Annotated in this window: 22 protein-coding genes; 5 read left to right on the top strand and 17 right to left on the bottom strand. The window is 52.9% G+C overall.

Annotated elements, in window-relative coordinates; all coding sequences use genetic code 11:
• From BQ5462_RS01425 to BQ5462_RS01440, 4 genes are all read right to left on the bottom strand, one after another.
• Positions 1 to 198: a 4Fe-4S binding protein gene (locus tag BQ5462_RS01425; RefSeq protein ID WP_083378025.1), complete on the bottom strand. Its 198-nt coding sequence runs from the start codon at positions 196 to 198 to the stop codon at positions 1 to 3.
• Between the two features lie 60 nt (positions 199 to 258).
• On the bottom strand, positions 259 to 1218 hold the full coding sequence (locus BQ5462_RS01430; RefSeq protein WP_071141665.1) for a hydroxyacid dehydrogenase: 960 nt from the start codon (positions 1216 to 1218) through the stop codon (positions 259 to 261).
• 224 nt (positions 1219 to 1442) lie between these two features.
• Positions 1443 to 2855, bottom strand: a complete 1413-nt coding sequence (locus BQ5462_RS01435) for a GntP family permease (protein ID WP_071141666.1) — start codon at positions 2853 to 2855, stop codon at positions 1443 to 1445.
• 34 nt (positions 2856 to 2889) lie between these two features.
• Positions 2890 to 4218: an enolase C-terminal domain-like protein gene (locus BQ5462_RS01440; RefSeq protein WP_071141667.1), complete on the bottom strand. Its 1329-nt coding sequence runs from the start codon at positions 4216 to 4218 to the stop codon at positions 2890 to 2892.
• A 207-nt stretch (positions 4219 to 4425) separates the two neighbouring features.
• Between BQ5462_RS01440 and BQ5462_RS01445 the strand changes: the two genes are divergently transcribed.
• A complete protein-coding gene (locus BQ5462_RS01445; protein ID WP_071141668.1) occupies positions 4426 to 5370 on the top strand; it encodes a LysR family transcriptional regulator in 945 nt (314 codons plus the stop codon).
• Between the two features lie 98 nt (positions 5371 to 5468).
• On the opposite strand, the gene BQ5462_RS01450 is transcribed toward BQ5462_RS01445, so the two are convergent.
• From BQ5462_RS01450 to BQ5462_RS01460, 3 genes are all read right to left on the bottom strand, one after another.
• Complete coding sequence (locus BQ5462_RS01450; protein WP_071141669.1) at positions 5469 to 7034, bottom strand: PTS sugar transporter; 1566 nt, start codon at positions 7032 to 7034, stop codon at positions 5469 to 5471.
• Positions 7035 to 7250: 216 nt separating this feature from the next.
• On the bottom strand, positions 7251 to 8216 hold the full coding sequence (locus BQ5462_RS01455) for a hydroxyacid dehydrogenase (protein ID WP_071141670.1): 966 nt from the start codon (positions 8214 to 8216) through the stop codon (positions 7251 to 7253).
• A gap of 13 nt (positions 8217 to 8229) precedes the next feature.
• Entirely contained in the window at positions 8230 to 9843 is a 1614-nt protein-coding gene (locus tag BQ5462_RS01460; RefSeq protein WP_205407912.1) for a gamma-glutamyltransferase family protein, read from the bottom strand.
• A 98-nt stretch (positions 9844 to 9941) separates the two neighbouring features.
• Here BQ5462_RS01460 and BQ5462_RS01465 point away from each other — a divergent pair, with 98 nt between their 5' ends.
• Positions 9942 to 11039, top strand: a complete 1098-nt coding sequence (locus BQ5462_RS01465; protein WP_235819536.1) for a M20/M25/M40 family metallo-hydrolase — start codon at positions 9942 to 9944, stop codon at positions 11037 to 11039.
• Between the two features lie 154 nt (positions 11040 to 11193).
• On the opposite strand, the gene gltS is transcribed toward BQ5462_RS01465, so the two are convergent.
• The 3 genes from gltS to BQ5462_RS01480 all read right to left on the bottom strand — a co-directional run bounded on the left by gltS (position 11194) and on the right by BQ5462_RS01480 (position 14882).
• Positions 11194 to 12432: a sodium/glutamate symporter gene (gene gltS / locus BQ5462_RS01470; protein WP_071141672.1), complete on the bottom strand. Its 1239-nt coding sequence runs from the start codon at positions 12430 to 12432 to the stop codon at positions 11194 to 11196.
• Positions 12433 to 12654: 222 nt separating this feature from the next.
• Positions 12655 to 13968: an SLC13 family permease gene (locus tag BQ5462_RS01475; RefSeq protein ID WP_071141673.1), complete on the bottom strand. Its 1314-nt coding sequence runs from the start codon at positions 13966 to 13968 to the stop codon at positions 12655 to 12657.
• A gap of 23 nt (positions 13969 to 13991) precedes the next feature.
• A complete protein-coding gene (locus tag BQ5462_RS01480; RefSeq protein ID WP_071141674.1) occupies positions 13992 to 14882 on the bottom strand; it encodes a DUF6282 family protein in 891 nt (296 codons plus the stop codon).
• A gap of 130 nt (positions 14883 to 15012) precedes the next feature.
• Between BQ5462_RS01480 and BQ5462_RS01485 the strand changes: the two genes are divergently transcribed.
• Positions 15013 to 15933, top strand: coding sequence for a LysR family transcriptional regulator (locus BQ5462_RS01485; RefSeq protein WP_071141675.1), 921 nt, complete (start codon positions 15013 to 15015; stop codon positions 15931 to 15933).
• A 366-nt stretch (positions 15934 to 16299) separates the two neighbouring features.
• Here BQ5462_RS01485 and BQ5462_RS01490 read toward each other — a convergent pair whose 3' ends face one another.
• Positions 16300 to 16839, bottom strand: a complete 540-nt coding sequence (locus BQ5462_RS01490) for a nitroreductase family protein (protein ID WP_071141676.1) — start codon at positions 16837 to 16839, stop codon at positions 16300 to 16302.
• Between the two features lie 550 nt (positions 16840 to 17389).
• Between BQ5462_RS01490 and istA the strand changes: the two genes are divergently transcribed.
• Positions 17390 to 18832, top strand: coding sequence for an IS21 family transposase (gene istA, locus BQ5462_RS01495; protein ID WP_071141677.1), 1443 nt, complete (start codon positions 17390 to 17392; stop codon positions 18830 to 18832).
• Positions 18814 to 19569, top strand: coding sequence for an IS21-like element helper ATPase IstB (istB, locus tag BQ5462_RS01500; protein ID WP_071141678.1), 756 nt, complete (start codon positions 18814 to 18816; stop codon positions 19567 to 19569). Before istA ends, istB begins: the two co-directional genes overlap by 19 nt.
• 276 nt (positions 19570 to 19845) lie before the next feature.
• On the opposite strand, the gene BQ5462_RS11580 is transcribed toward istB, so the two are convergent.
• From BQ5462_RS11580 to BQ5462_RS01530, 6 genes are all read right to left on the bottom strand, one after another.
• Positions 19846 to 20721 (bottom strand): IS3 family transposase, encoded by an 876-nt coding sequence (locus BQ5462_RS11580; RefSeq protein ID WP_407923319.1) that lies wholly within the window; start codon positions 20719 to 20721, stop codon positions 19846 to 19848.
• Positions 20688 to 21266, bottom strand: a complete 579-nt coding sequence (locus BQ5462_RS11585) for a helix-turn-helix domain-containing protein (RefSeq protein ID WP_071141679.1) — start codon at positions 21264 to 21266, stop codon at positions 20688 to 20690. The genes BQ5462_RS11580 and BQ5462_RS11585 overlap by 34 nt, the downstream gene beginning before the upstream one ends.
• 52 nt (positions 21267 to 21318) lie before the next feature.
• Positions 21319 to 21810, bottom strand: a complete 492-nt coding sequence (locus tag BQ5462_RS01515) for an aromatic amino acid transport family protein (RefSeq protein WP_071141680.1) — start codon at positions 21808 to 21810, stop codon at positions 21319 to 21321.
• Between the two features lie 44 nt (positions 21811 to 21854).
• Positions 21855 to 22670 (bottom strand): nitrilase-related carbon-nitrogen hydrolase, encoded by an 816-nt coding sequence (locus BQ5462_RS01520; RefSeq protein WP_071141681.1) that lies wholly within the window; start codon positions 22668 to 22670, stop codon positions 21855 to 21857.
• A gap of 126 nt (positions 22671 to 22796) precedes the next feature.
• On the bottom strand, positions 22797 to 23813 hold the full coding sequence (locus tag BQ5462_RS01525) for an aminopeptidase (RefSeq protein WP_071141682.1): 1017 nt from the start codon (positions 23811 to 23813) through the stop codon (positions 22797 to 22799).
• 120 nt (positions 23814 to 23933) lie between these two features.
• A complete protein-coding gene (locus tag BQ5462_RS01530; protein ID WP_071141683.1) occupies positions 23934 to 25256 on the bottom strand; it encodes a dicarboxylate/amino acid:cation symporter in 1323 nt (440 codons plus the stop codon).
• Between the last annotated feature and the right edge of the window lie 582 nt (positions 25257 to 25838).

Below are 25838 nucleotides of genomic sequence, written 5' to 3' on the forward strand. Positions count from 1 at the left end.
TTATTTGACCTCCACTTCAATTGCAAAATCAGGGCAGCGCAGGGCGCACAGCTTGCAGCCGATGCAGGCATCCGGATGGGCTACCCGAGGATAGCTGCCATAGCTCTGTTCCAGGACCTGTTTGGGGCACAGGGCAGAGCAGATGCCGCACTGCTTGCACAGTTTGTCATTGATGTTGATGGTGATTTCTTTGCTCATTGTCGATCCTCCCATATTCCTTTGCCAGCAAAGCCGGCTTTCTTCAGCCAGTGACTGGCGTCAGCCTTTTTTCGGATGGTTGATGATGTATTTGGGTTCCCGCCCGTTCAGGAGATCGTCGATGGCGTGGGCGCAATTCATGGCCACGGCTTCGATGGCTTCTTTCGTCAGGGCTGCTGTGTGCGGGCAGCCGATGTAGTTGGGCAGGCTGAACAGCGGCATGTCGGGGCTGGGCGGTTCTGTTTCGAACACGTCGGCACCGGCAGCGGCGATCTTGTGATCTTTCAAAGCCTCATACACGGCCTTTTCATCCCAGATGGCACCCCGGGATACGTTCAGGAGCACCGCCGTGGGCTTCATGTGAGAGATGGCTTCCTCATCGATGATATGGAAGGTACCCTTGTTCAGCGGCAGATGGGGAGAAACCACATCCGCCCGTTCCATCATCTCATCCAGGGTATCGGTGAATTCCACCCAGTCGGGGAACTGGCTCCGGTCCACAAATTTGTCGTAGACCAGGATCTTCATCTGGAACCCGTAGTGGGCGATTTTCACGGCTTCCCATCCGATGGGTCCGATGCCGATGCTGCCAAAGGTCTTGTACCGTGCCTCGTGGGTGGGGATGGCATCCCGGCTCTTCCAGTTCCCCTGGCAGATTTCCTGGTTGAACTGGGGAATGGCCCGCAGGCAGGCAAGCATCAGCGAAATGGCATGTTCGGCCACGGAATAGGTGTTGCACCCCCGGGCCAGGGTCACTGTCACGTTCTTCTCGTCACAGGCAGCCAGGTCGATGTTTTCATATCCGATCCCATACCGGGCGATGATTTTCAGGTTCCTGGCGGCACCGATCACATTTTTTGTGTATTTTTCCGTCCGGGCGATGACGGCGTCCACGTCGGCAATGGCTTTCTCCAGAGAAGCCTCGTCCGTGGCTTCCGGGCTGACCAGCTGGTAGCCCCGGTCCGTCAGGAAATCCCGGGCAACCTGTTTCAGTGCCTTGGGAACCAGGATCTTATACATTTCATACCCCTCCTATACAAACTCCTGTGTAATGCAAATTCCGGGGAAAAGCCCCTGGGAAAAACAGAGGACCGTCTCTGTCTTTCCCAGGGGTCTGTGCAGCCCACAGACCCCTGAACAGTCACTAGTCACTAGCCGAAGGAAGCCCTCCGGACGACCTGGGAACGGACGCCCCTTATGGGTCGTCCCTACGCAGGACAGGTCACTAGCCACTACTCACTCCATCAGATGAAATACTGTGCCACCAGCAGTTCCAGCAGGCCCGTACCGGCCATGATCATGGAAACTGCGGTCTTGCACTGCAGCTGTTCTTTCAGGTCGCTGACACCGAACATCCCATTCCAGACCCAGAACCCGGAGTCGGTGAAGTACCCGAAGGAAATGGCACCTACGCAGCAGGACAGCGCCATAAGCAGCGGGCTGATGGTCAGCTGCCCCATCAACGGCATGGTCAGGGAAGCAGAGGTTACGATGGCAACCGTTGCAGATCCCAGGCAGATCCGCATGAGAGCGGCGATGCAGAAGGGGATCAGGACCGCGGGAATCGGCCAGGAAACCACCATCTGGCCCAGTACCGTGCCGATGCCGGAAGCCCGCACCACATAGCCCAGGGATCCGCCCACGCCGGTGATCAGCATGATGATGCCCGTATCTTTGATGCCGTCATCCATCATCTTCAGCACTTCTTTGGTATCCCGGTTGGGGACCAGGCCATAGATGGCAATCAGGCACCCGATCATCAGCGCCACGATGGGGCTGCCCAGCAGGGCCACCACAGAATAGAAGGACGTGCCCTTGTCGATGCCCACCAGATCCAGCACCGTCTTGGTCAGGATCAGGACCAGGGGCAGTACGATGGGGGCTGCGGAAATCCACAGAGGCGGCAGGTCAGTCCGGTTCAGGAACTGGTCCAGCATTTCAGTGGAAGCCAGTTTCACCTGTTCGCCTTTGGCCGGGCGGATGTATTCGCCTTCTTCATTCACCACCTGGTAGATCTTCTTGCCGATCCATTTGCAGTAGGGAACGATCACCAGCAGCATGGGAACACTCAGGATGGCGCCGCCGGCAATCATCTGGCCCACGTCGATGCCCAGCATGCCGGCCGCGGTCAGCGGGCCGGGAGTGGGCGGCACCAGCACGTGCGTCAGCTGCAGGCCGCAGGCCAGGGACAAGCCCAGGCCGATGACGGATTTACCGGTTACCCGGGAAATTGCTTTACACAGGGGGCACAGCATGACCACTGCAGAGTCGGCGAACACGGGGATGGAAACCACCCAGCCGGTTACGCCCAGGGCCCATTCTTCGTTGCCTTTGCCCACCAGTTTGATGAAACTCACAGCCAGCTTTTCAGCCGCCCCGGATTTTTCCAGGATGGCCCCCATCATGACGCCCAGGCCGATGATGATGCCGGTACTGGAAAGGGTGTTGCCAAAGCCCGTGCTGATGGCGTTGATGACGCCCACCGTGGTCTTGCCCCCCACTTTCACGGTCAGGATGGGCATGCCGCCGATGATGCCGGTGATCAGGGCTGCGATCAGCAGGGCAATGAAACTGTGTACTTTGGTTTTTGCTACCAATATGATCATAACCAGGATGCCCAGGCCCAGGCCCAGGACCATCCGTGTAGATTCTGCCATTTCAGATTCCTCCAGTTCTCCTTACGAGTATTTCTTACCGTACCAGGCAGGGAGATTTTGCGTCGAATTTCCAGCCGGGGATCAGATACTGCATGGTCACAGCATCGTTCCGAACGCCCAGGCAATGTTTCTTGTACAGTTCATGGGCTTTCAGGACCTGTTCCCGATCCACTTCCACGCCCAGACCCGGTTTATCCGGCACTTTGATGCCGCCGTCTTTGATCTGCAGCGGTTCTCTGGTCAGCCGTTCCCGGCCTTCCTGCCAGATCCAGTGCGTATCCAGGGCATTGTAGAAGCCCGGTACAGCAGCCCCTACCTGGACGCACATGGCCAGGGAGATGTCGAAGTGGTTGTTGGAATGGCTGCCCCAGGTATAGCCGAATTCGTGGCACATCTGGGCGACCCGTACGGAGCCGTTCATGGTCCAGAAGTGGGGATCGGCCAGGATGATGTCCACGGCCTGGCTTTCCAGGGAGTGACCCACCTGCCGCCAGTCGGTGGCAATCATATTGGTCGCCGTGGGGAACCCGGTGCGGCGGCGGAATTCGCTCATAATCTCGCGGCCGGAGTAGACGCCTTCCGCACCGCAGGGATCTTCGCAGTAGGTCAGGATTCCGTGCATGTCGGAAACGTACTTCACGGCGTCATCCAGCTTCCAGGCCCCGTTGGGATCCAGGTCCATGCGGGCATCCGGGAAGGCTTTCTTCATGGCCTTGATGACTTTCATTTCTTCGTCGCCGGCCAGTACGCCGCCCTTCAGTTTGAAATCCTTGAAGCCATATTTCTCTTTGGCGGCTTTGCACAGGGCCACCACGCTGTCGGCATCCAGGGCCTCCTCATTGCGCAGGCGGTACCATTCGCAATCGGAATCTTCTTCGTGGTCGTAGGGCAGATCCGTTTTCTTCCGATCACCCACAAAGAACAGATATCCCAGGAACCGGACGAAGTCCCGCTGCTGGCCACCGCCCAGCAGGCGGCATACCGGCATGTCCAGGAATTTGCCCAGCAGATCCAGACAGGGAGCTTCGATGGCGGTCATCACATGGACCCCGGTCCGCAGATCGAAGGTCTGGTTGCCCCGGACATCTTCTTCTCCGCTCTGGTCCAGGTGAGCCTTGACTGCCAGCAGGGTGTTCCGGTAATCCGAGATCTTGGTTCCCACCACGATTTCCTTTACATCTTCCAGGGCATTGGTGATCTTGGGGCCGCCGGGGACTTCGCCCACCCCGGTGTTTCCTTCCGAGTCCGTCAGGATGACGATATTACGGGTAAAGTAGGGAGCATGGGCGCCGCTCAGGTTCAGCAGCATGCTGTCTTTGCCGGCAACCGGGTAAACTTCCATTTTGGTGATTACGGGTGTCATATGCTTGTTTCCTCCTTGATAAACCAACCATTTCCCAACAATGTCAAGGCCTTCGACCACCTAACGGTTTCTCTGAAATCGCGCTTTTTCAGTCTTTTACGAAAAGCGTTAGGATTCAATGTTTGACTTTATTATAATTTTCATGCTATTATAATTCAAATTGTTAATTTTTAGTAGCTGACTTAGTTTTACTTAGAGGTGTAGAAGATGGATGTGAAACAGATCGAATACATTGTGAAAATTGCGGAAACAGGCAGCATCACCCGGGCAGCAGAGCAGCTGTTCATTACCCAGTCCGCCCTGAACCAGCAGCTGCTGAAGCTGGAACAGTCTCTGGGGGTGAAACTGTTCATCCGGCACAAGCATGACATGACCCCCACCGAGGCAGGGAATGTCTATTTGAAATACGGCCGGCACATGCTCCAGGAAAAGCGGGAGGCCTATACCATCATCAACAACATGAGCCAGAACAATGTAGGGAAACTGTACTTTACCTTCGCCCGGGAGCGGGGCATCGATATGTTCTGCTCCACCTATTCCGTATTCCACCAGAAATTTCCCGGCATCACCCTGGAGCCCCATGAAATGCTGGCCCAGCAGCAGATGGCCCGGATCGCCCAGGGCTATGTGGACCTGGGACTGGTAACCGTGTCGGAGGACGACAAGCTGCCCGGTCTGGAATATGAACTCATCCGGAAGGAGCCCATGCTCCTGGCCGTACCCCGCAGTTTCCCCCAGGCGGCCAAAGCCGCCAGGCCGGGAACCCCCCTGGAAGATCTTCCCTATGGAGACCTGAAGGATTTAAGGGATCTGCCTTTTGTGTTGATGTTCGAGAGCTCCACCATGCGCCATATCATCGACAAACTGTTCCGCCAGCACCATTTCTCCCCCTATGTACTGTTTGAATCTGCCAGCATCCGGACCCTGGAGACCATGGTGAAGACGGACCTGGCCTGCACCATCGTCAGTGGCAATTACTACAAGTACCAGGACAGGATTGCCTATTTCCGGCTGCCGGGAGACCCGGAATGGGAGCTGGACATCGTCTACAAAAAAGGGGCTTACCTGAGTAAGCCCATGCTGTATTACAAAGAATTGATGCAGGAATATTTCCACGAAAAAGCCCCCCTGATCACAAAAAAGAGGGTGTGAAAAATCCACACCCCCTGTCGTCGTACGTCACAGGTCATATGCCGATGGAGCTACCGATCCACCGTATTCCCATCGTACAACGTTTTTTTCTGTGCTCTTCATTCTTCACCCTTATCCTTTGTCCACCGGTTGGCCATGACCGTGATGACGCAGGCCACCAGGGCCGATACGAACATGCACAGGGCAAAGCCCAGCATATTGTTGGACAGGGTGGGTGCCACGATACTGGGCACATAGGCCGTGCCCCGCACGTTGAAATACCCTACGCACACGCCCCCTGCCCCGGCGGCGATGATGGCTCCGGCCATCACCACTTTATTGGAGAACATGAAGGGATACGCAGCTTCCACAAAGGTCCCGAATGCCATGTTGATGAACAGCCCTGGGATGGCCAGTGCCCGGTCATCCTTCCGCCGGGGAGCCAGGATATTGGCCACCATGATGCCGGCGGACACCATCACCAGGCCCACCATATCGATGGCCCCCAGGAAGGAGTTCCCGGTTTTTTCCATTTCCAGCAGGATGATGGGCAGAATGGCCGCATGGTACATGCCCCCCATAATGGCCGGCCAGATCAGCAACCCGGCAATGCCCCCGCAGAGCATGGGATGGATGGCGAAAGCCCAGTCGATCACATAGCGGATACCGTTGCCCACAGCGTCAGCCAGGGGTGCGATGAACAGATAAATGAGCAGCCCGGCCGCCAGTCCTGCAATGCCTCCGGCCACAATGTTGGCCGTGGTGGCCGGGAAGTTCAGTTTCAGGCATTTCAGCAGCAGGACCTGCACCAGGATGCCGGCCAGGATCCCTCCGATGATGCCCCCGATCAGGCCGCCCTTCACGGACAGGATCCCGGTGACCACCCCGGCCACAATGGCCACATCCCCCATGCCGGAGACCTGTTTGGCGGCCACCGTGGCCACGATCACCGGCAGGGCGTCGATCATCACGTTGAAGATTTTCTCAAAGTATTCCAGCCCGGGCACCTTGCTCAGGATCAGGGTCAGGGCCATGGCGATGAAACCGGGCAGGGAGGCCATCAAAATGCCCCGGACACTGATCCGGCTCAGGAGACTGGTCTTTTCCCCGGTCCCCTCTGTGGTCACACCCCCGTTCATAGCCGGCCGGTAGTCCAGATTCCAGGATTTTGCCAGAGCATACACGTTGGCAATGGCCCGGGTCCGATTGGTGGTACCGGTGGTCCCGGAAACAGCCACCACGTTCAGGCCCATGCTTTCTGCCAGGGCCATGGAGGTACCGCCGGTACCAGTGGCCGCCAGTTTTTTGTCCGCCGCGGCCTCCATGGCCCGGGCATTGGCCCCCTTGGGATCGCAGCTGGCCAGGATCAGGCCGTCCACTTTATCCTCATCGATAAGACCGGCAATGGTTTCGTCCTGGAGCACCGCCTCCCGGTTCACTTCTTCCAGGGTGCCACGGAAGATCACCTGGGGCTTTGTGCCGTCCCAGGTCCACAGGGCTGCCCGGGTATCCGGTTTCGCCGTATCCATGGACGCCTCCGCCGCGATGAACTGGATGGCGGCGACCCGGATGCCCGCCGCCTTGACCTGACGGACCATTTCGCCCAATAGAGATTCCGGATCCTTCCCGCCCAGATTGTACAGGTTCCCGCCACTGCTCCCCAGGATTGCCACTGCTTTTGTCATAAGCCATTCCCCCTCAGAATGTGAAACGGTCCGCCTTGCAAAAGCCGGACCGTTCAGTTGTGATTTAATACTTTACTCCGCTAGTGTACTAAATTATCTGGAATGTGTCAATGGGGGTGGGAAAAATTTCCCACCCCCATTGTGATATGCGTAGGGACGCCCCCTCCGGGGCGGCCGTTTTCAGTTCTGCAAGCCTCTTCCATCGACGGGAGACTTTTACAAGGTTTCGTACACCTCCGGGTTCGCCACACCCTGCCATTTTTCGCCCCGGCACACGGCGTAGCACCCTTCCACTGCGCCGCAGCTCATCCTGGCCCAGGATTCCGGGGTCAGCGCCGCACTGTGGGGCGTGCAGATGATCCCGGGGGCCGTAAACACCGGATTGTCCCTCCGGGCCGGTTCCGTACTGTACACATCCACTCCGGCCCCGGCGATGACGCCCTGGTTCACCGCATCTGCCAGGGCCTGTTCATCCACCACGGCGCCCCGGGCTGTATTGATGAGGAATGCACTTTGCTTCATCAGTCCCAGTTCCCGGGCTCCAATGCAGTGGTATGTTTCCGGCAGAAGCGGCATATGGAGGGAAACGAAGTCACTTTCCTTCAGGATTTCTTCCAGACTGTCCACATACCGGCACCCGGCTGCTTCCACCCTGGCCCGGTTGTGGCTGTGGCTGTATCCCAGGCATTCCATGCCCAGGGCCGTGCACATGCCGGCCAGCAGGGAACCGATGCCTCCCACGCCCAGGATGCCCACCTTCTTGCCGCACAATTCCATCTGCCGGCCATGGGCCCGCACCTGCCAGTTTCCCTTCCGGTTCTCCCCATCCATTTCCACCAGGTCCTTGGCGCAGGCAAAGATCAGGGCCAGGGCATGCTCTGCCACGCTGCGGGCATTGGCTCCGGGCGCCAGCACCACAGGGATGCCCCGGCGGGTGCAGTAGTCCACGGGGACGTTTTCAAAGCCCATGCCCGGGCGGCCCAGTACTTTCAGATTTTTGCAGCGAGCAATGAAACTTTCCGGGCATTTTTCCAGGCGGATCAATACTGCATCGGCGCTTTCCAGCACCTCATCCGGATAGGCGTCCCAGTCCGCTCCAGGACCCACGGTCCATTCGATGCCCAGTTTTTCCATCATCTCCATTCCGGCCGGAGCCAGAGGTTGTGTCATCACGAACTTCATCAGGGACTCCTTTCTAGAATGCGGCCACCGTACCGTCCGTCCGGGGCTCCGTGGCGCCGGCCAGTACGCCCTCTTCCGTCCGCCAGATGATCTGGCCCCGGCCAAAGGTGCTCCGGTCTGTTTTCACCAGGATTTCATGGCCCCGTGCCCGCAGGCCTTCCACGATTTCCGGTGCCACCTGGGCTTCCACTTCCACCTTTTTCCCTTCGATCCACTGCCACCGGGGTGCATCCAGTGCCGCCTGGGGATTCATCTGGAAGTCGATGGTGTTCAGCATCACCTGCAAATGGCCCTGGGGCTGCATGAAGCCGCCCATGACACCAAAGGGCCCCACAGCCTTTCCGTCCCTGGTCAGGAACCCGGGGATGATGGTATGGTAAGGTTTCTTTCCCGGGGCCAGGCAGTTGTCCATGGCAGGATCCAGGCTGAAATTGTTCCCCCGGTCGTTCAGGGCGATCCCCGTACCCGGAATCACGATACCCGAACCGAATCCCCGGAAATTGCTCTGGATGAAGGAAACCATATTCCCTTCTCCATCTGCCGTACACAGGTACACGGTGCCTCCGCTGAAAGGCTTTCCGCAGGTGGGCAGGATGGCCTTTTCCCCGATCAGCTTCCGCCGCACATCTGCATAGGCATCACTGAGCATGTCTTCCACTTTGGTCTTCATATACCGGGGATCCGCCACATACTGCCGGGCATCGGAGAAAGCCAGCTTCATGGCTTCGATCTGTTTGTGATAGCTGTCCACCGTTTCCCGCCGTTCCAGCTGGAACCCCTTCATGATGTTGAGGGCCATCAGGGCCGTGATTCCATGGCCATTGGGCGGGATTTCCCACACGTCATAGCCCCGGTAATCCGTCCGGATGGGCTGCACCCATTCTGCCCGGTAGGCTGCCATGTCTTCCTTCCGCAGGAAGCCACCGGTCTCCCGGCTGAAAGCATCCATTTTTTCTGCCAGTTCCCCCCGATAAAAGGATTCCCCATAGCTTTCTGCCAATTTTTCCAGGGTTTTTCCATGATCCGGCAGGGTCACCATGTCTCCTACCTGAGGAGCATGGCCCAGGGTCAGGAAGGTATCGAACCAGCCCTGAAAAGCGGGATTCCCCTTGAAAGGCGTGAAAATCTCCTCCCCGGCCTTCCACAGTTTCTGGATGGTGGGGGACACCGGATACCCCTCCCGGGCATACTGGATGGCCGGTTCGAACAGTCTGGCAAAGGGCAGCCGGCCGAAGCGCCTGTGCAGCTCCGCCCAGGCCGAAACCGCCCCCGGGATGGTCACCGGGATCCAGCCCCGCTGGGGCATTTCCGTATGGCCTGCGGCCAGTACCTTTTCCCGGGTCAGGAGCGTCGGCGCATAGCCGCTGCCGTTCAGTCCGTACAGCCTGCCCCCCGCCCAGACCAGGGCAAAGGCATCACTGCCCAGCCCGTTGCAGTTGGGTTCCACTACCGTCAGGCAAATGGCCGTGGCAATGGCCGCATCCACCGCATTGCCTCCGGCAAGCAGCATCCGCAACCCCGCCTGGGCCGCCAGAGGCTGCCCTGTACACACCATCCCGTTGCGGGCATACACCACCCGGCGCCGGGACCCATAGGGATATTCTGTTCCATTCCATTGCACTGTCATCCGATCAGCTCCTTCAGTTCAGTTGATTTCATTATATCCTTTCTTGACTTCCCCGTCACCACCTTCCTATAATGAAGAAAAAACGGGGGTGTCTTATCTTGGAACTCATCGATGAATTCAAACAGCTGGTGGAGATCGACTCCGCCTCCGGCAGGGAACGGGCCATTGCCGATGTACTGAAAAAGAAACTCACCGACCTGGGCTTCGGCGTCCTGGAAGATCAGGCCGGTTCCACCTTCGGTGGAAACACCGGCAACCTGATTGCCATAAAGGAAGGGACCCGGGAAGGCTCCGTCCTGTTCTGCAGCCATATGGACCGGGTGGCCAACGGCTGCGGCATCCAGCCCCGGGAAAAAGACGGCAAACTGGTATCCGATGGCAGCACCATCCTGGCTGCCGATGACGTCAGCGGTCTGTGTGCCATTTTGGATGGCGTGCGCCGGGTCCTGGCTTCTGAAAAGCCCCATCCCCGCCTGGAAATCGCCTTTACCGTGGGCGAAGAAGCCAACCTGTGGGGTGGCCGTGCCTTGGATCTGAGCCAGTTCCAGAGCCCCTTCTGCTTTGTCATCGACAGTCCGGGTACCATCGGCCGGCTGGTCAACGGAGCGCCCGGCCGGGCCAAGCTCCAGGTGGAAGTGGAAGGCAGGGCCGCCCATGCAGGCAATGAACCGGAAAAGGGCATCAACGCCGCCCACATCCTGTGCCACATCCTGGATACCCTCCGGGACGGCCGCCTGGACGAAGAGACTGTTTCCAACTTTCCCCGGCTGGGCACTGACAACGATGCCACCAATGTGGTCTGCGCCAGAGCCTGGGCCAAAGGAGAAAGCCGCAGCCGGAGCAGGGAAAAGCTGCAGCGCTACATCGACTACTTCCAGGATCACTGCCGCAGAGCCGCCGAAGGCACCGGTGCCCACGTGATCACCCGGGTCGATATGTCCTTCGCCCCCTTCCTGATCGACGAAAGTGCTCCCGTACTCCAGACCGCCATCCGGGCCCTGAAGGACCTGGGTATCCAGCCCCGGATCGAGCAGGGCGGGGGCGGCATGGACGCCAACATCTACAACGCCAAAGGCCTGCCCGCCATCGGCGTTGCCACCGGCTATACCAGGAACCATACCACCGAAGAAAACCTGGATCTGGACAGCTTCCGGAAAAGCGGGATGCTGATCCAGGCCCTGATCGAGGAAGCGTAAGGGCTTTTCCGGCAGCAAAAAAGGGGGTGTGAAAAAATGCTTTTTCACACCCCGTCACTAGTCACTAGTCTCTAGTCACTAGCCGATGGAAGCCAGCTGACGCTAGCGAAATGAAGGCGCTGTGGATGATTTTTTCACAGCGCCTTTTCTCTGTTTATTTCACGGCTTTTACAAAGAACTTGATGAAAGCAATGGTCTGGGGCTGGTAGATCACATCCACCAGGAACGCCCCCACAATGGGTACGATCATGAAAGCCTTCCGGCTCATACCGTACTGGTCCTTGATGGCCGTCATATTGACGATGGCAGAAGGCGTCGCTCCCAGTCCGTGTCCGCACAGACCGGCACACATCACTGCCGCATCGTAATTGCTGCCCAGCACCCGGAACACCACAAAATAGCAGGCCAGAGCCATGAACACCACCTGGGCTGCCACAACCAGGACCACGCCGCCCAAAAGACCCGACAGTTCCCACAACCGCAGGGTCATCAGTGCAATGGCCAGGTACAGGTTCAGCATCACATCGCCGATGGAATCCACCAGAGAGAAACTGAAATTGTAGAAATGGCCCTTTTCATTCATGTTCCGCCACAGCACGGCCAGGAACATTGCCCCTACATACGTAGGGAAACTCATGTGGATCAGTTTTCCGATCCAGCCGGAAATCACCGTTCCCAGTGCCATGCACACCAGAATGGCAGTTACGTTCCTGATGATGTCCAGCCCTGACAGTTTTTCTCCGCTGGCCGCATTCACGTTTTCCACATCCGTATCGAAGTCTTCCGAAGGATCCGGTTTCAGATGGTACTTTTCAATGAGCAGCCGGCCCAGAGGTCCACCCAGCAGCACGGCCGAAATCAGGCCAAAGGTGGCCGCAGCCGCCCCCACTTCCATGCCGGCCGGATACCCCATTTCCACAAAGGTCTTGCCATAGGCCCCGGCAGCCCCGTGGCCCCCGATCATGGAAATGGCACTGGCCAGGAGGGCATAGGGTTCCGCCAGTCCGGTGACCTTGCTGATGGCGATGCCGATCACATTCTGGAAGAAAGAAATGATCCCTGATGTCAGCCAGTAGATGATCAGCAACCCGCCGCCCTTTTTCAGCAGGGAAAGAGAAGCCCCCAGGCCTACCGTGGTAAAGAAAGCCAGCATGAACGGATTCTGATAATAGGTATCGAATTTAAACCCGAAAGCCCCGGTCTGATGTCCGATGAACGTGATGAACATGAACAGGAAGCCTCCCACCACCGGTGCTGGGATGCAGTATTTCTGCAGGGCTCCGATCCGGTTCTTCACCCAGTACCCGATCAGCAGCATCACTGCAGCCAGCGCCGCCGTACAGATGGCGTCCGCCTTGATGGTCAGCACATTGTTCATAAAAACGATGGACATGGTATCCCCCTCTTTCCCCGGTGGAGCGATGCTCCCTCAAATTTGTTTACAAGGTAGTAATATTGTACCATGAGCTCATCAGAAAATCGTCAAAAAGAAAGAGAATTCGTCCACAAATAACATTCCCTATATCCGCCCTTTTCAAGGGCGGATATAGGGACCATGCGTCAATATGGTGGTGGGTTCTCCCCCAGGGGGAGCTACAGATGATTCCCTTTTCCCTTACATTACAAAGGCAACCAGGAAATTGTACGCTGCACAGGCCAGCACACTCACCGGTACAGCCCGAAGCAGCAGTTTGTTGAACAGGGTGGTCCGGTCTTCTTCTTTGGGCGTGGATCCCAGAATCAGAGAACCGCCGGAAGAGAACGGGCTGATGGCACTGGATTGTGCACCCAGCACCGTGCAGGCGAACAGCGCCCCGGCAGAAAGCCCTGTACTTTCCGCCAGCCCCGGAATCAGCGGGAATAACGCAGGCGCCACCACCCCGGTGGTAGAACTGAAGAAGCTCATGATGGCCGCAATGATGGAGAACGCCAGAGGGATCAGCAGCGTGGGCACATTGGCCCCCACCCAGGTGCTGAGCATCTTGATGGTCCCGGCTTTTACGGCTACGGAAATCAGCATCCCGGCCCCGGCAATCATCACAATGGTGTTCCAGGGAATCCTGGCAATGGCTTCCTTCTGGGGAGCCAGTTTCAGCAGCAATGCAATCACCGCAAAGATGATGGCCACCAGCCCCACATCCACCTTACCGGCCAGATAGGAAATGGTGGGATTCCCCGGCACGAAAATCTTCAGCAGCGGGAAAATCAACACCACCACCATCATCACCAGCATCAGGGTCAGGGTCTGTTTCTGTACCGGCGTGAACGGTTCCGGCTGCTTGAAGGTGACACCTTTACCAATGTTCCGATTGGCTTTGATCCCATAACGGAATACGGTGATCAGCGCCAGAGAAAACACCAGGGACAGCAGGAAGATTTCCATTTCCATGGCAAAGGAATCCATGGGAGCCGTCAGTTTCAGAGACTCATAGGCCGTATCAGAAAGGCCCCGGAAAATCACTCCCAGATTGGAAGTGGGGAAGTTCCCTCCACACAGGGCCCCGCAGTTGATGGCCACAGCTCCGGTCAGTTTGTCCATCCGGGATTCATCGCAAATCAGCAGGGTGATGGGTGCCAGGAAAGCCAGTACCGTAAAATAGGTTGCCCCCATCACAGACAGGATCACAGCTACGCCGAAGAGCGCATAGGGCAGCATCCCCGGGAATTTCCGGCAGGAATACAGCAGGGAACCGGACATTTTTTCCAGTGTCCCGTTGATGGCTGCCACATTGTAGAACAGAGAAACAGACAGGATCACGAACATGGTGCTGATGGGCCAGAAACCGATCACCGCTTTCGGCTTCAGACCCATGACAAGGCACCCGATCAGGTACGCAAAAACGATACAGAACAGCCCGGTATTCAGACTGGTTTTATACCCCAGGTAAATGGCAATGGCAATGGCCAGGATAATCGCAGCGCTCAACATTTTCGTTTCCTCCCCCTGATTCTTTATGCGTTACAGGCGCCCACCGGTTCATCTGGAATATCCAGCAGCCGATAAGGGATGGTTTTGGTCATGTAATAGACCTGTTCTTCCGGAATGCCGTATTCCACCAGGTAGTGCATGTATTCATAGATTTCCGTTTCCCAGTCGGGATTTTCCGTCTGGCCCCCGTCCGTATCCACCATCACATGCTGGTAGCCCACAGCCTGGATCAGTTCCGCATTTTCCCGCAGGTTCATGTGGTACTTCTTGCCCTTCCCCATATTCTGGGCGTAGCACCGTTCCAGGATCACGTCATAATCCTTCACCAGTCGCATCTGGTCTTCCAGGGTATAGCCGCACACCCACCATTCCGGATGGGTGATCACGATTTTTTCCACGCCGGCCTTCCGGGCCGCTTCCACCACCACAAACGCTTCCTCCGGAGAAACATGGGCCGTGGCCAGGACCGCGTGATGGTCCCGGATCAGCCGGAACACACTTTCCAGTTCCGGGATTACCTTCCCGTCCCGTACCAGCTGGATCCCGTCATCCGGGTCCTTGCCCATCTTCTCCAGATGCCGCCGGGCAGACTGGGTGGGCAGCCAGATGACCTTGGCTCCCAGTTTCAGGCCTTTTTCCACGGCTTCCGGATTCACCCCGCCGATGACTTTGTTCATGACCACCCCACCGTACATGGTGAAGTTGGTCTTATCCCCATAGACCTTTTTCACATAGGCATTGGCGATATTCGCCCGGTTCACCGTAAAGCCCAGGTGGGATTTGATCACAATGGCCCGGGCCCCCACCCGTACCGCCGCATCTGCCAGTTCCAGATCGTTGTAGGCCCGCAGCCGCAGATCCGGATTGGTGTGTACATGCATATCACAAATACCCTTCAGGGAAACTCTGCTCATAGTGCTCCTCCTTGTTATGAAAGTATTCTGAATAAATTTGCTTTTAGTGTACCGCTCCATTTCCTATTGCAGAAGACGATAAAATGCGATATGTTATATCGGATAAACCGATGGCAAAGGAGAAAGCACAATGGATCTTCGAGAACTTCAATATTTACTGGCCCTGGCCGAAGAAAAAAGCATTTCCCGGGCTGCCGAAAGGCTGTTCATGGCCCAGTCCAGCCTGTCCCAATTCCTCAGCAACACGGAATCCCAGCTGGGATACAAACTGTTCATCCGCACCTCCAGCGGCATCCGTCCCACCGAACCGGGAAAACGGATGATCCGCTTCGCCCAGGATACCCTTTCCGAATTTCACCGGGCCAAAGATGAGATCCAGGATATCGGCAATTTGAAAGGTGGCCACGTGATCCTGGGCATCAGCTCCTTCCGGGGCTCCTTCCTGCTGCCTCCAGTGCTCCAGGCTTTCCAGAAAAAATACCCGGGGATCCGGGTCCAGATTGTGGAAGAGAACTCCCTGGCCCTGGAACAGCTGCTGCTCACGGGAAAGATTGACCTGGCCCTGCTGGTCATGCCGGAAAAACGCAGCCGCATCCAGGCCCGCTTTTTGATGAATGACGAAATCTGCCTGATCACCAGCCCCAATCATCCTGTGATGGAGTGCGTCCATCAGGGACAGGCCGGGGTGCATCCCTCCCAGCTGTCCCAGTACATCAACATCCAGGATGCAGCCTGCTACGAATTCCTGCTCAGCGGCTACGATACCATCCTGGGCCGGGAAGCCAGAAGGATCTTCCTGCGCCACGGCATGAACCCCACCTATTACAACGAAAACCTGACCGCATTTTTTGCCGCCTCCCTGGGGGCCAGCGGCCTGGGCCTGGCCTTTACCTACGCCAGCAGCCGCCAGTACTTCCATCGGGCCCAGTTGCTGTCCTTGGGCAAAGACGGCACCTCCATCGCCCTGGGCACGGCCATGGCACCGGGACGGTACCATTCCAAAGCTACGAAGGCCCTGGAACAGGTGATTTTTGAAGTGCTGGGGAAATAGACACCAAACCGACCCTTCCGACTGCACCATAACAAAAAAGGACTTTCCATTCGCAAGAATCGAAAGTCCTTTCTCGTTTTCATGAACCTATGATTTTATATTTTCCCAATATCCGCCCTTTTTAAGGGCGGGGGACCATGCGCAGCATGGTGGTGGGTTCTCCCACGCAGGGGGAGCTACAGATTTCAAGGGCGGGGGACCATGCGTCAGCATGGTGGTGGGTTCTCCCCCGCAGGGGGAGCTACAGATTTCAAGGGCGGGGGACCATGCGTCAGCATGGTGGTGGGTTCTCCCCGCAGGGGGAGCTACAGATTTCAAGGGCGGGGGACCATGCGCAGCATGGTGGTAGCTACAGACGCAGCCCCTTCAAAACTTTCCCCAGTGGACCCGTTCCGGACGAGCTTCCTCCAGCGTCCGGGGGCGCTGTTTTTTGACCCCATGGCCCAGGGCCAGGATGGCTTCCACTTCCACCCCTTCCGGCAGTTCCAGCAGTTCCGCCAGATACTGATGGGACGAGAGGCACTGCCCGTCGGCTCCCTTTTTTTCCGCTGTCATGTGCCGCACCTGGACCCAGCAGCTTCCCAGCCCCAGTTCCGTTGCCTGGAGCATCATCGCCATGAGCGTTGCCGAAGCATCTTCCACCCAGGCATGGGAATCCAGCCGCCCCATGACCACAATGGCGGCCGGGGCCTGCTCCAGCATCTGGGCAAAATGGGGCTTGCACCGGGCCATGGCCTTTACCACAGACCGGTCCTCCACCACCAGCAGTTCCGTACTGTGCAGGTTTTTGCTGCTGGGTGCCATCAGCCCTGCCGCCACGATTTTTTCCAACGCCTTCCGGCTGACCGGTTCTTCCGTATACTGCCGTACACTCCGACGAGCCGCCAGCAACTCGAAAAGTTCCATACCCATACCTCCTTACTCTTTTCTTTATTATCCACTTCTCCAGCAAAAGGAACAAGGGGCTGTTCCTGTCCGGGTGTAGTACGTACGTCCTTAATTTTTTTACTATGGATAAAAATCCATAATGATTGCTCCTTTATTGATGGTGTCTCGCAAAGCCATTTTAACATGAAACTTCACTATGGATTTTTGATGACAGTGTTTTTTCCAATACTGCGGGTGCCTTCCGGCAATACTGCCGAAGAACCAAATGCCTTTTTCCAGTACAGGAATTTTTCATAAACCTCTCTCCGAAACAGCAACTTTATCCCCTCTTTTGTTGCGCTTACACAAACTGAAAAATGTTTTTGGCTGTTTTTGCACGAAAACGATAAATGTTTGATGCTTTTTTGCTATATTTTAGCTTCTGCCTTCCCGTATCCAATGAAAATGTGAATGCTAATATAAAAGTGAGCCATTTAAGATCTAAATGCTCATGAAAAAGTGAGCCACTCTGAAACAAGTTCCCCTATACTAGAGTCAGTAATTTGATTCTAAGGGGATTGATGTTAGGATGGTCATCACTATGAAAGATTATGGTCAAATTCGCCAGATGTACATTCGCGATGGAAAATCTATCCGCCAGATTGCCAGAGAAATGCATATCTCCCGTAATACTGTGGCCAAGTATTGCAAAGGAAATGCACTCCCGGGCATCCGCTGCGAATATCATCGGACATCTGCAGTGATTACAGAGGAGGTGACTCGATTCATCCAGAGCTGTCTGGATGAAGATGCGAAAGAACCCAATAAGAAGCAGCACCACACAGCCAAGCGGATTTATGACCGCCTGGTAGAAGAAACTGGATTTACAGGAGGTGCAAGCACAGTCCGGCGCTGCGTTCATCTGTTACGTGGCAATCTTCAGGAAGCCTTCGTCCCTTTGGCTCACCTTCCAGGTGATGCGATGCAGATTGATTGGGGTGAAGCTGTGGTTTACCTCAAAGGAGTGCGTACTAAAGTCAATTTCTTTTGTGCCCGCCTTTGCTACAGCTGTGCTCCTTTCGTGGTCTGTTTCCGCAGGAAGAATACGGAAGCTTTACTTGAAGCATTGAGAAAAGCTCTGGAATTCTTTGGGGGCGTCCCTGCTAAGGTCATTTTTGACAATGACCGGGTAGCCGTTAAGGAAAAAGGTGGCAAAGAAGCCATTGCCCAGGAAAAGTATGAAGCATTTGCAGCCCATTATTGCTTCCATACCGTTTTCTGCAATGTCCGGAGTGGAAATGAAAAAGGACTGGTGGAGAATCTCGTAGGCTGGGTCCGCCGGAATGTCTTTGTCCCTGTACCCAGAGTAGATGCGCTGGACGAATTGAACAGACTCCTGCTGGATAAATGCAAGGTGTATGCGAATACGCATAAAATCCCTGGACGGGAGAACCCTGTAAAGGATCTGCTCCTGGAAGACCAGAAACGTCTCTGCCCACTGCCGGGCAGCCCTTTTGATGCAAGCAGAGCAGCAGTCTGCCGAGTAACACCCTTTTCTGTTGTCCGATTCGTCGCTAACGATTATTCTGTGCCCGTGAAATATGTGGGACAGGAGGTCACGGTGCGAGCCTATGCTGAACAGATTCGGATCTTTGCCAAGGGGGAACTGATTGCTGAACACGCCAGAAACTATGGGCAAAACCAGCAGATTCTGAAACTTGCGCATTATCTGCCGTTGCTGGAATACAAGCCGCGCAGCATCCTGGAAGCAAAACCGGTACGGCAGAACCTCAGTGCTGCCCTGCTACAGTTCCTGGAGACCAATGCATTCAGCAGCGAACAGCTGGTTGAGATTCTGCGGCTATGTGCTGCCGACGGAGAGAACGCTTTTTGGGAGCACAAAGAGCAATTTATGGTTTCCGACAGGAAAGCGCATATCCTTACCGACCCGGTAAAAGTGCAGCAGACAGATCTTTCAATGTATGACCAGCTTTTACAGGAAGGAGGCACTATGTGCAGGACGCAGGTGTAAAGGAAGCACTCCGTTTCTATGCGAAACAGCTTAAACTTCCCACTTTCAAAGACGTCGGTGAACCAGCGGAAAAATTCCGCCCCGGACAAAGCCTGGAAGAATTCGTGCTCGGGTTGATGAAGCGGGAATATGCATCCCGTCAGGAAAAACAGCAGCAACGCAGGCTGAAGAGAGCGCACTTTCCCATGCTCAAGACCCTGGAAGAGTTTGATCTCACAAGGCTGGAACATGTTCGGCCTGAATATGTGAAGCAGCTGGCAAGCTGCGATTTCATAAAGAGGCATGAGAACCTGGTGATGATCGGTAATCCGGGGACGGGGAAAACACATCTGATGACAGCCCTTGGAGTGAAAGCCTGTCTGCTGGGCTGGAAGGTCATTTTCTGCAATGCCACAACGCTGGCAACTGAGCTATGTGAAGCCCATGATGATTACCAGTTGCGCAAGATGGAAAAAACTTTGAGCGGAGCAGACCTGCTGCTCATAGATGAATTAAGTTATGCAAGATTCAACCAGGAAGAATCTGAAATGTTGTTCAAAGTGATTGCCGAAAGGAGTGAAAGAGCCAGTACAGTGATTACGACAAACCTGGAGTTTTCCAAATGGACGGAGATGTTTGCCAGCGAGACGCTGGTTGCCGCATTGGTCGACCGGCTCACCTACCACTCCAGTGTTTTAAATATGAATGGACAGTCTTACCGTTTGCACAGCAGCAAACAGAAGATGACGAATGCTTAAGTGGCTCAAAAATTCGTGAGCAGGTGGCTCACTTTTTCATGAGCATGAGTGGCTCAAAAATTCGTGAGCAAGTGGCTCACTTTTTGGTTGACATTCACATGAAAATCCAGATCATTTGCGAAAGCTGGGGAAATCGACGTCGGACCGGCCTTTCCTATACTCCCAGCTCTTTTCATTTGCAATATAACAAAAAAAATAAAGGCAAGGCTCTTTTTGATGTGACCCCAAAAAGTTAGACCTTAGTAACGAGATGGTTTTTACTGTCTCGTTACTTTTTTATGCTGCCTGCAAGGAAAGCCTATATTGAACAGGACTTTTCCAGCATAGTTTTTCCTTGATCCTTTGCTCGTTATAGTATTTAATGTATCGTTCGATAGCGTTTTTTAGTTCTTCGTAGCTGTAGTAGATTACTCCATAATACATTTCCTGCTTCATTAAGCCGAAGAAATTCTCCATTACAGCGTTATCATGACAGTTGCCCTTTCGAGACATGCTTTGAAAAATTCGTCCTTTTTTTAGATTCCTGGCATAGGCCTTCATTTGGTATGCCCAACCCTGATCGGAGTGAAACGTTCTTCGATACGGACAATCAGCAGTAATTTCGATTGCTTCAGCTTGAGCTTCCAGTATGCTTTCAGCCGAAGGACGTTTTGCTATTCCATAGCTGATGATTTCATCATTGAACATGTCCAGGAAAGGATCCAGATAAAGCTTGTGCAGGGTCAGATGTCCCTGTGGATCTACTTCATAGTATTTGAATTCTGAAGTGTCGGTTGTAATCTTCTGATGTGGGATATTCGTCTCAAAACGACGATGTATTCTATTGGGAGCAATGGTTCCTACCTTACCCTTATAGGAGCTGTATTTACGGCTTTTCCGGGTAAAGGATGTTACCTGAAGGCTCAGTTCCTGCATGATACGTTGAACTTTCTTCTTGTTCACGCAAAGCCCTTGATTCTTCAGCTCACCGGTCATGCGCCGATATCCATAATCTTTATGCTGGCTGCGGATTTCCTGTATTTTGTCCTCTACTTCCTGGTCTGGATTCACGCGGTCAAACCGTTTCTGCCAGTACATATAGGTCGCTTTAGGCATTTGAGTATAGGAGAGAAGGTCTTTCAATTTGAATGATCTTCGGAGACTGGAGATGATTTTCGCAACTCTCTCATTTTTGCTTCGTCCTCTAAACGCAGTCTCCTCAGTTCTTTTAAAAAAGCATTCTCTATACGGAGTTTAAGGAGTTCATCCTCTAACTCCTGGACATGTTCCACACTGATGTCGACCATCGGCTGCTGAACCTGGGGATCTGTTTTTTTGGTTTGAGATTTGTTCAAAGTTCTCTTCCTGCCTTTTTTATGTGGCCGTAACGCTTCCGGCCCCGCAATTTTAAATTCATTGACCCATCTGGAAATCATGGATGGATTATTGATTCCTACTTGAATTGCCAATTCCTGATACGAGATTTCGTTTGTTAAGTAAGACTCTACCACAGAAAGTTTTTCTTTGAAAGAGTATATTTTTTGAGAGCGGGATCTCTTCAGTCCATTATCACCAAATGCCTTGTAAGCAGCAACCCACTTTAGCAGCTGGCTGCTACTTGCCATCCCATATTTACGTGAAATAGAAATACACCCTTCGTCACTGTTCAAGTATTCCAGTACTATTTTTTTCTTAAATTCATAGTTGTGTTTTGCCATAAAAAACTGACCCCCAATTGTTAGATTTTTGGTCTAACAATTGGGGGTCAGCTCAAAGATATTCTCCTGCCATTCCAACAGCCTTCAAACCGAAATAAACAACCAACATACCAGGAATCAGGAACATCATGGTCCCGACCCAATCCGGAACACCCAGCAGCTTGTTCAGGATACTTCCACTGCCGTTAAAGTAAGCGATCAAGCAACTGAAAGAGTTTAAAGTTACAGCCAGAAAAATTAAGATCTTTCCTATCGGTCCTACATATCTCTCTGCCAGCCCAGGTAATTGCATCATTCGTTTTGTCCGTAAGGCCGTTTCTGCAACATAGTACATCGAAAACAAAGTCGTAATCCCAGAAACAATCAGCCAAAATGCAATCACAGGAAATCCGGCATACCTTGCCCCATAAGCTGTTCCCAAACAACCTGATCCAACGCCACATCCAACAACTGTAAAAATAACTTGCAACGGAGTTAATTTTCTTACTTTAAGAGCGCCCTCTTCATAAAGAGAACCTGTATCTTTTTTTACGTCTGCATCCATATCTAGTTCCCTCCTCTCGTACTGCTTTTGTGAATTTATTGTCTTCAGTATTTATTTATCGCGTCCATCGAAAAAGTGGATTCTTTAAAATCATTCATATAAGGAATCCGACTCCGAATTTCAATGATTTCGTTCAGATTAATTTCATGGATCAGCAATTCTTCTTCTGTCCGAGATGCTACTACTCTTTCTTCCCCATCAGGTCCAACGATCATGGAACTGCCACATACATTATCTCCTACCGTGTTACAGCCAACAGTAAACAGGAGATTGAACAACGCGTTTGCTTGTAAATCTACATGCCATCTATGTTCTGCAGGGTCGATACTCCAAACGCTGCAATCCACAATGATTTCAGCACCTTTCAATGCTTCGATTCTTGCAGGTTCGGGATATTCTACATCATAACAAATAAGCATCCCGACTTTGCCAAATTTTGTGTTAACAACCGGATACCGATTTCCCTCACGGAACTTTAATTTTTCAGTTCCCCAGGCATAAACCTTACGCATATTTTCAATGACCTTCCCACCATCATCAATAAAGATTGCAGAATTATAAATTCTCCCAGGGATTCCGCAGGATTCCGGATAACCAGCAATAATATGGATTTTCTTTTCCTTTGCTTTTTTACATAAAGTCTGCACAAAAGGACCATCTTGGGGTTCTGCCAATTCTTGCATCTGCAGAGAGTTGCAGAAGTATCCGGAATAAGCCAATTCAGGGAATACAATCAAATCTGCATTTTGAGCAGCTGCCTTGTCTGTCATATCTAGAATTTTCTGTAAATTTTTGGTAGTATCTCCTTGTACTGAAGTGAACTGACCCAATGCAATTTTTACTAATCTATCCTTTTCCATGGTTTAATCCTCCTTTATTGATCCTGTAAGGAAAGGGTTCATCTATCGATATCAATAAAAGCCGTTACCATCAAACACTGGGCATTTATTTTATCTATAGACGAACCCTTGGACACTGATTACTCTTTATTTATCGCCCAGGCAAACAACTTTCCCATCTTTTACAATCAGGGTTTCAGTAGGTTCACCTTCATCAAAGATTACCGTCGGATTGTATTGCACCATGTCGATGTGAACAGTGCTTCTAGCCGGTTGGCCATAATAGAAGCCATTGCCCATTGCAATATGGCAGGTCCCACGTGCTTTCTTTTCTTCTTCAAAGTCACCGTTGAACATGCATGCCGGGTTCAGGCCCAGCCCGATTTCTGCAATGTTGTCACTGTCTTTGACTTCAGCAATCTGCCGTCTGATTTCTTTGCAAATCTTGGGATCACCGCCAACTACTTCTACGATACGGCCACCTTCGATACGCAGCTCAACCGGCGTATTGGGGCATCCATAGTAGCAGATAGGCCCATCGATGACCAATTTACCATGAGTCGTACCGATAACAGGTCCCAGGGAAACTTCGCCATCGGACCAGGCCATGGCATCACCCGGGTTCCGTGCAATACCGCATTCAATGATCGGTTCCATCTGATTCATTTCCATATACAGGTCCGTACCGGCAGGAGTCGTTACATGAGCGGTCTTCTTACCTCTCCAGATTGCCTGCAGCCGTTCGCCATCCCGATATACTTCTTCATAGTCGGCCAAAGCACCGCCGCGAGTAAAGTTATCGATGCTCCGCAGGCAAATGGAAACTTCACGCAGCTTCTTTTGGGTGATCAATTCTTTCAGGTGGTTGTTATAAATTGCTGCCCCGGAGGCCGTGGTCATACCTACAAATACATCGCAGGCATCCATACCCAGTTCAAGAGATTTCGGGAAAATCGTAGCCTTGTCTTTACCACGGATCGGCATCATGTATACACCATATTCTGCTCCGCAGTTCAAGGCAGCAGCAGCCATAGCCTGGGTCATCCGTTCATCAGTCTGAGGATCCACAACAATCAGGACTTCTTCACCCGGTTTAACCGCCATCAGGTTGCCCAGGATATATTGTGCTCTTTCCATACATTCGATAACTCTGTTGTCTGCCATAATTCATCTCTCCTTTTTTCTTGAATCATTCAAAACCAAAAGTACATGCCGCTGAATCGTACAACAGTATTTTTTCACATATCACCTGCCCTCGACATCTTCTATGGTTAAAAGATAGAATCAAACTACTTCATCGTCTTGTGGAGCACTCTGTCCAATCAATGACAAGTCATCAAATTTCTGATGATCAAGTTCATGTTGCATATTGGAAATACATAAGGTTGCCACAAGATCCCCCACCGAGTTGGTTGCGGTATGGATTTGATCAACAATTCGATAAATCCCTGCTACCAAAGAGTAGCCATCTAATGGAAGCCCCATCTGCGTCATGAGCGTTAAGCTGATGACCAGGCCAATTTGCGGAGTTGCTGCACAACCTACACTCAAAAAGGTTGCCTGTACACAGAGTAAAACTTGCTGGGTGAGGCTCAAATCAACCCCGTACAGCTGTGCCGCGAACAAAATGACGACTGCAAAATAAGCGCAAGTTCCGTTCATCTGGGCTGTACAACCCAAGGGTAAGATGAAACTGGAAATATCTTTGGGAGCCCCCATTTTGTTAGGTGCGATATCCATCGATACCGGTAATGCAGCGCTGGAGGTACAAGTACTGAATGCAACCAACCAGCTGGAAAAGGCTTTCTTCCAGAACGTAATCACATTCACCCGTGCCACAAAAGCCAGCAGTAATGTGTAGACGCCGAACGTAGTCGTCAGACAGGCCAGATAGTCAGTTAAAATGAACTTCAATACCGGTCCAAAGATAGCTGTCCCATATTTGGTCATCGTAGTCGCCATCAGACCAAATACCCCTACCGGAATAATCGCAATGACGTAATCTACGATTTTGAACATTGCCATCGACAACATATTGAAGATTTTCCCCAGAGGTTCTGCTTTTTTGCCCAGTGAAATGATTGCAAAACCGATGAACAAGGAAAATACTATAATCTGCATCATAGATCCAGTTGACAACGAAGCAAATGGATTGTCTGGAATGAAATCCAAAATCGTCTGATACATACCAGGCAATTCTTTAGCCTTCACACCACCTGTTACGGTTCCCAGTTGCAAGCCTTTCCCTGGTTGGATCAAGTTTACCCAGAAAAGGCCGATCATTGCCGAAATCATCCCTGTAGCCAAAAACCAAATAATCGTAGTTACACCAATGCTTCTCAGTTTATTGATATCACCAAGAGATAATGCTGCATCAACAATACAGAAGAATACCAATGGTACGATAACCATCTTGATCAACTTAATGAAAAAGTCTCCCAAGAATTGCAGGAACGGTAGAATGTAACTGTTAATGACCGGATTGTGTGTGCCACCCATCATATTCAATACGTAGCCAAAAGCAATCCCGATACCGAGTGCAATGAAGATTCTGACGTATAACGGAATCTCTTTTTTCGGCTGTACTTTTTGGGTCCCAGTCGCCATTTTTATTTCCCCCTCTCTTCCATTGTTTTTTCCGCTTCCCCATGAGGTTTGATTTCATGATATCCTGTTGGCACTGAATTTTCAAAATATATGCGACATTGATATAACCTATAACCTGTAAGGCATAGCTCCCAATGATTTCCTGCTATTAGAGTCGGGTTAAAAACGCCAATCCTGGCCGCATTAAAACAGCCAATCTCAGTCGTGAATTTAACGATAATAGAGAGCCACCCATTTTCCTCTTGAGAGCCACTTTGTAAATTGGCAAATCATTTCAAATCTGCTTGTGAGAGTCATCCATATTGAATTAGATACCTTGGAGAACCTGACCCAGAGCATCGAACGGCTGCGCATGGCAGTGAAAAAGTGAGGAAAACGGGACCATCGCTCAATGCGGTGGTCCCGTTTTTGCGTAAGTCGGACGGTACGTTGCTTGTCGGTAAGATTCCCTGCAAGGGCCATGAGCCGTGAGCTATGAGTCACGAGCCACGAGAAGGAAAGGAGCACCGCATACTGGAGCAGTCTGAAACCAGCATATAGGCCACTCTCGGGATATATCGCCGAATATACCTCTGTGTATTT

It is taken from the genome of Acidaminococcus timonensis (genome assembly GCF_900106585.1).
In the GTDB taxonomy this organism is placed as follows: Bacteria; Bacillota; Negativicutes; order Acidaminococcales; family Acidaminococcaceae; genus Acidaminococcus; species Acidaminococcus timonensis.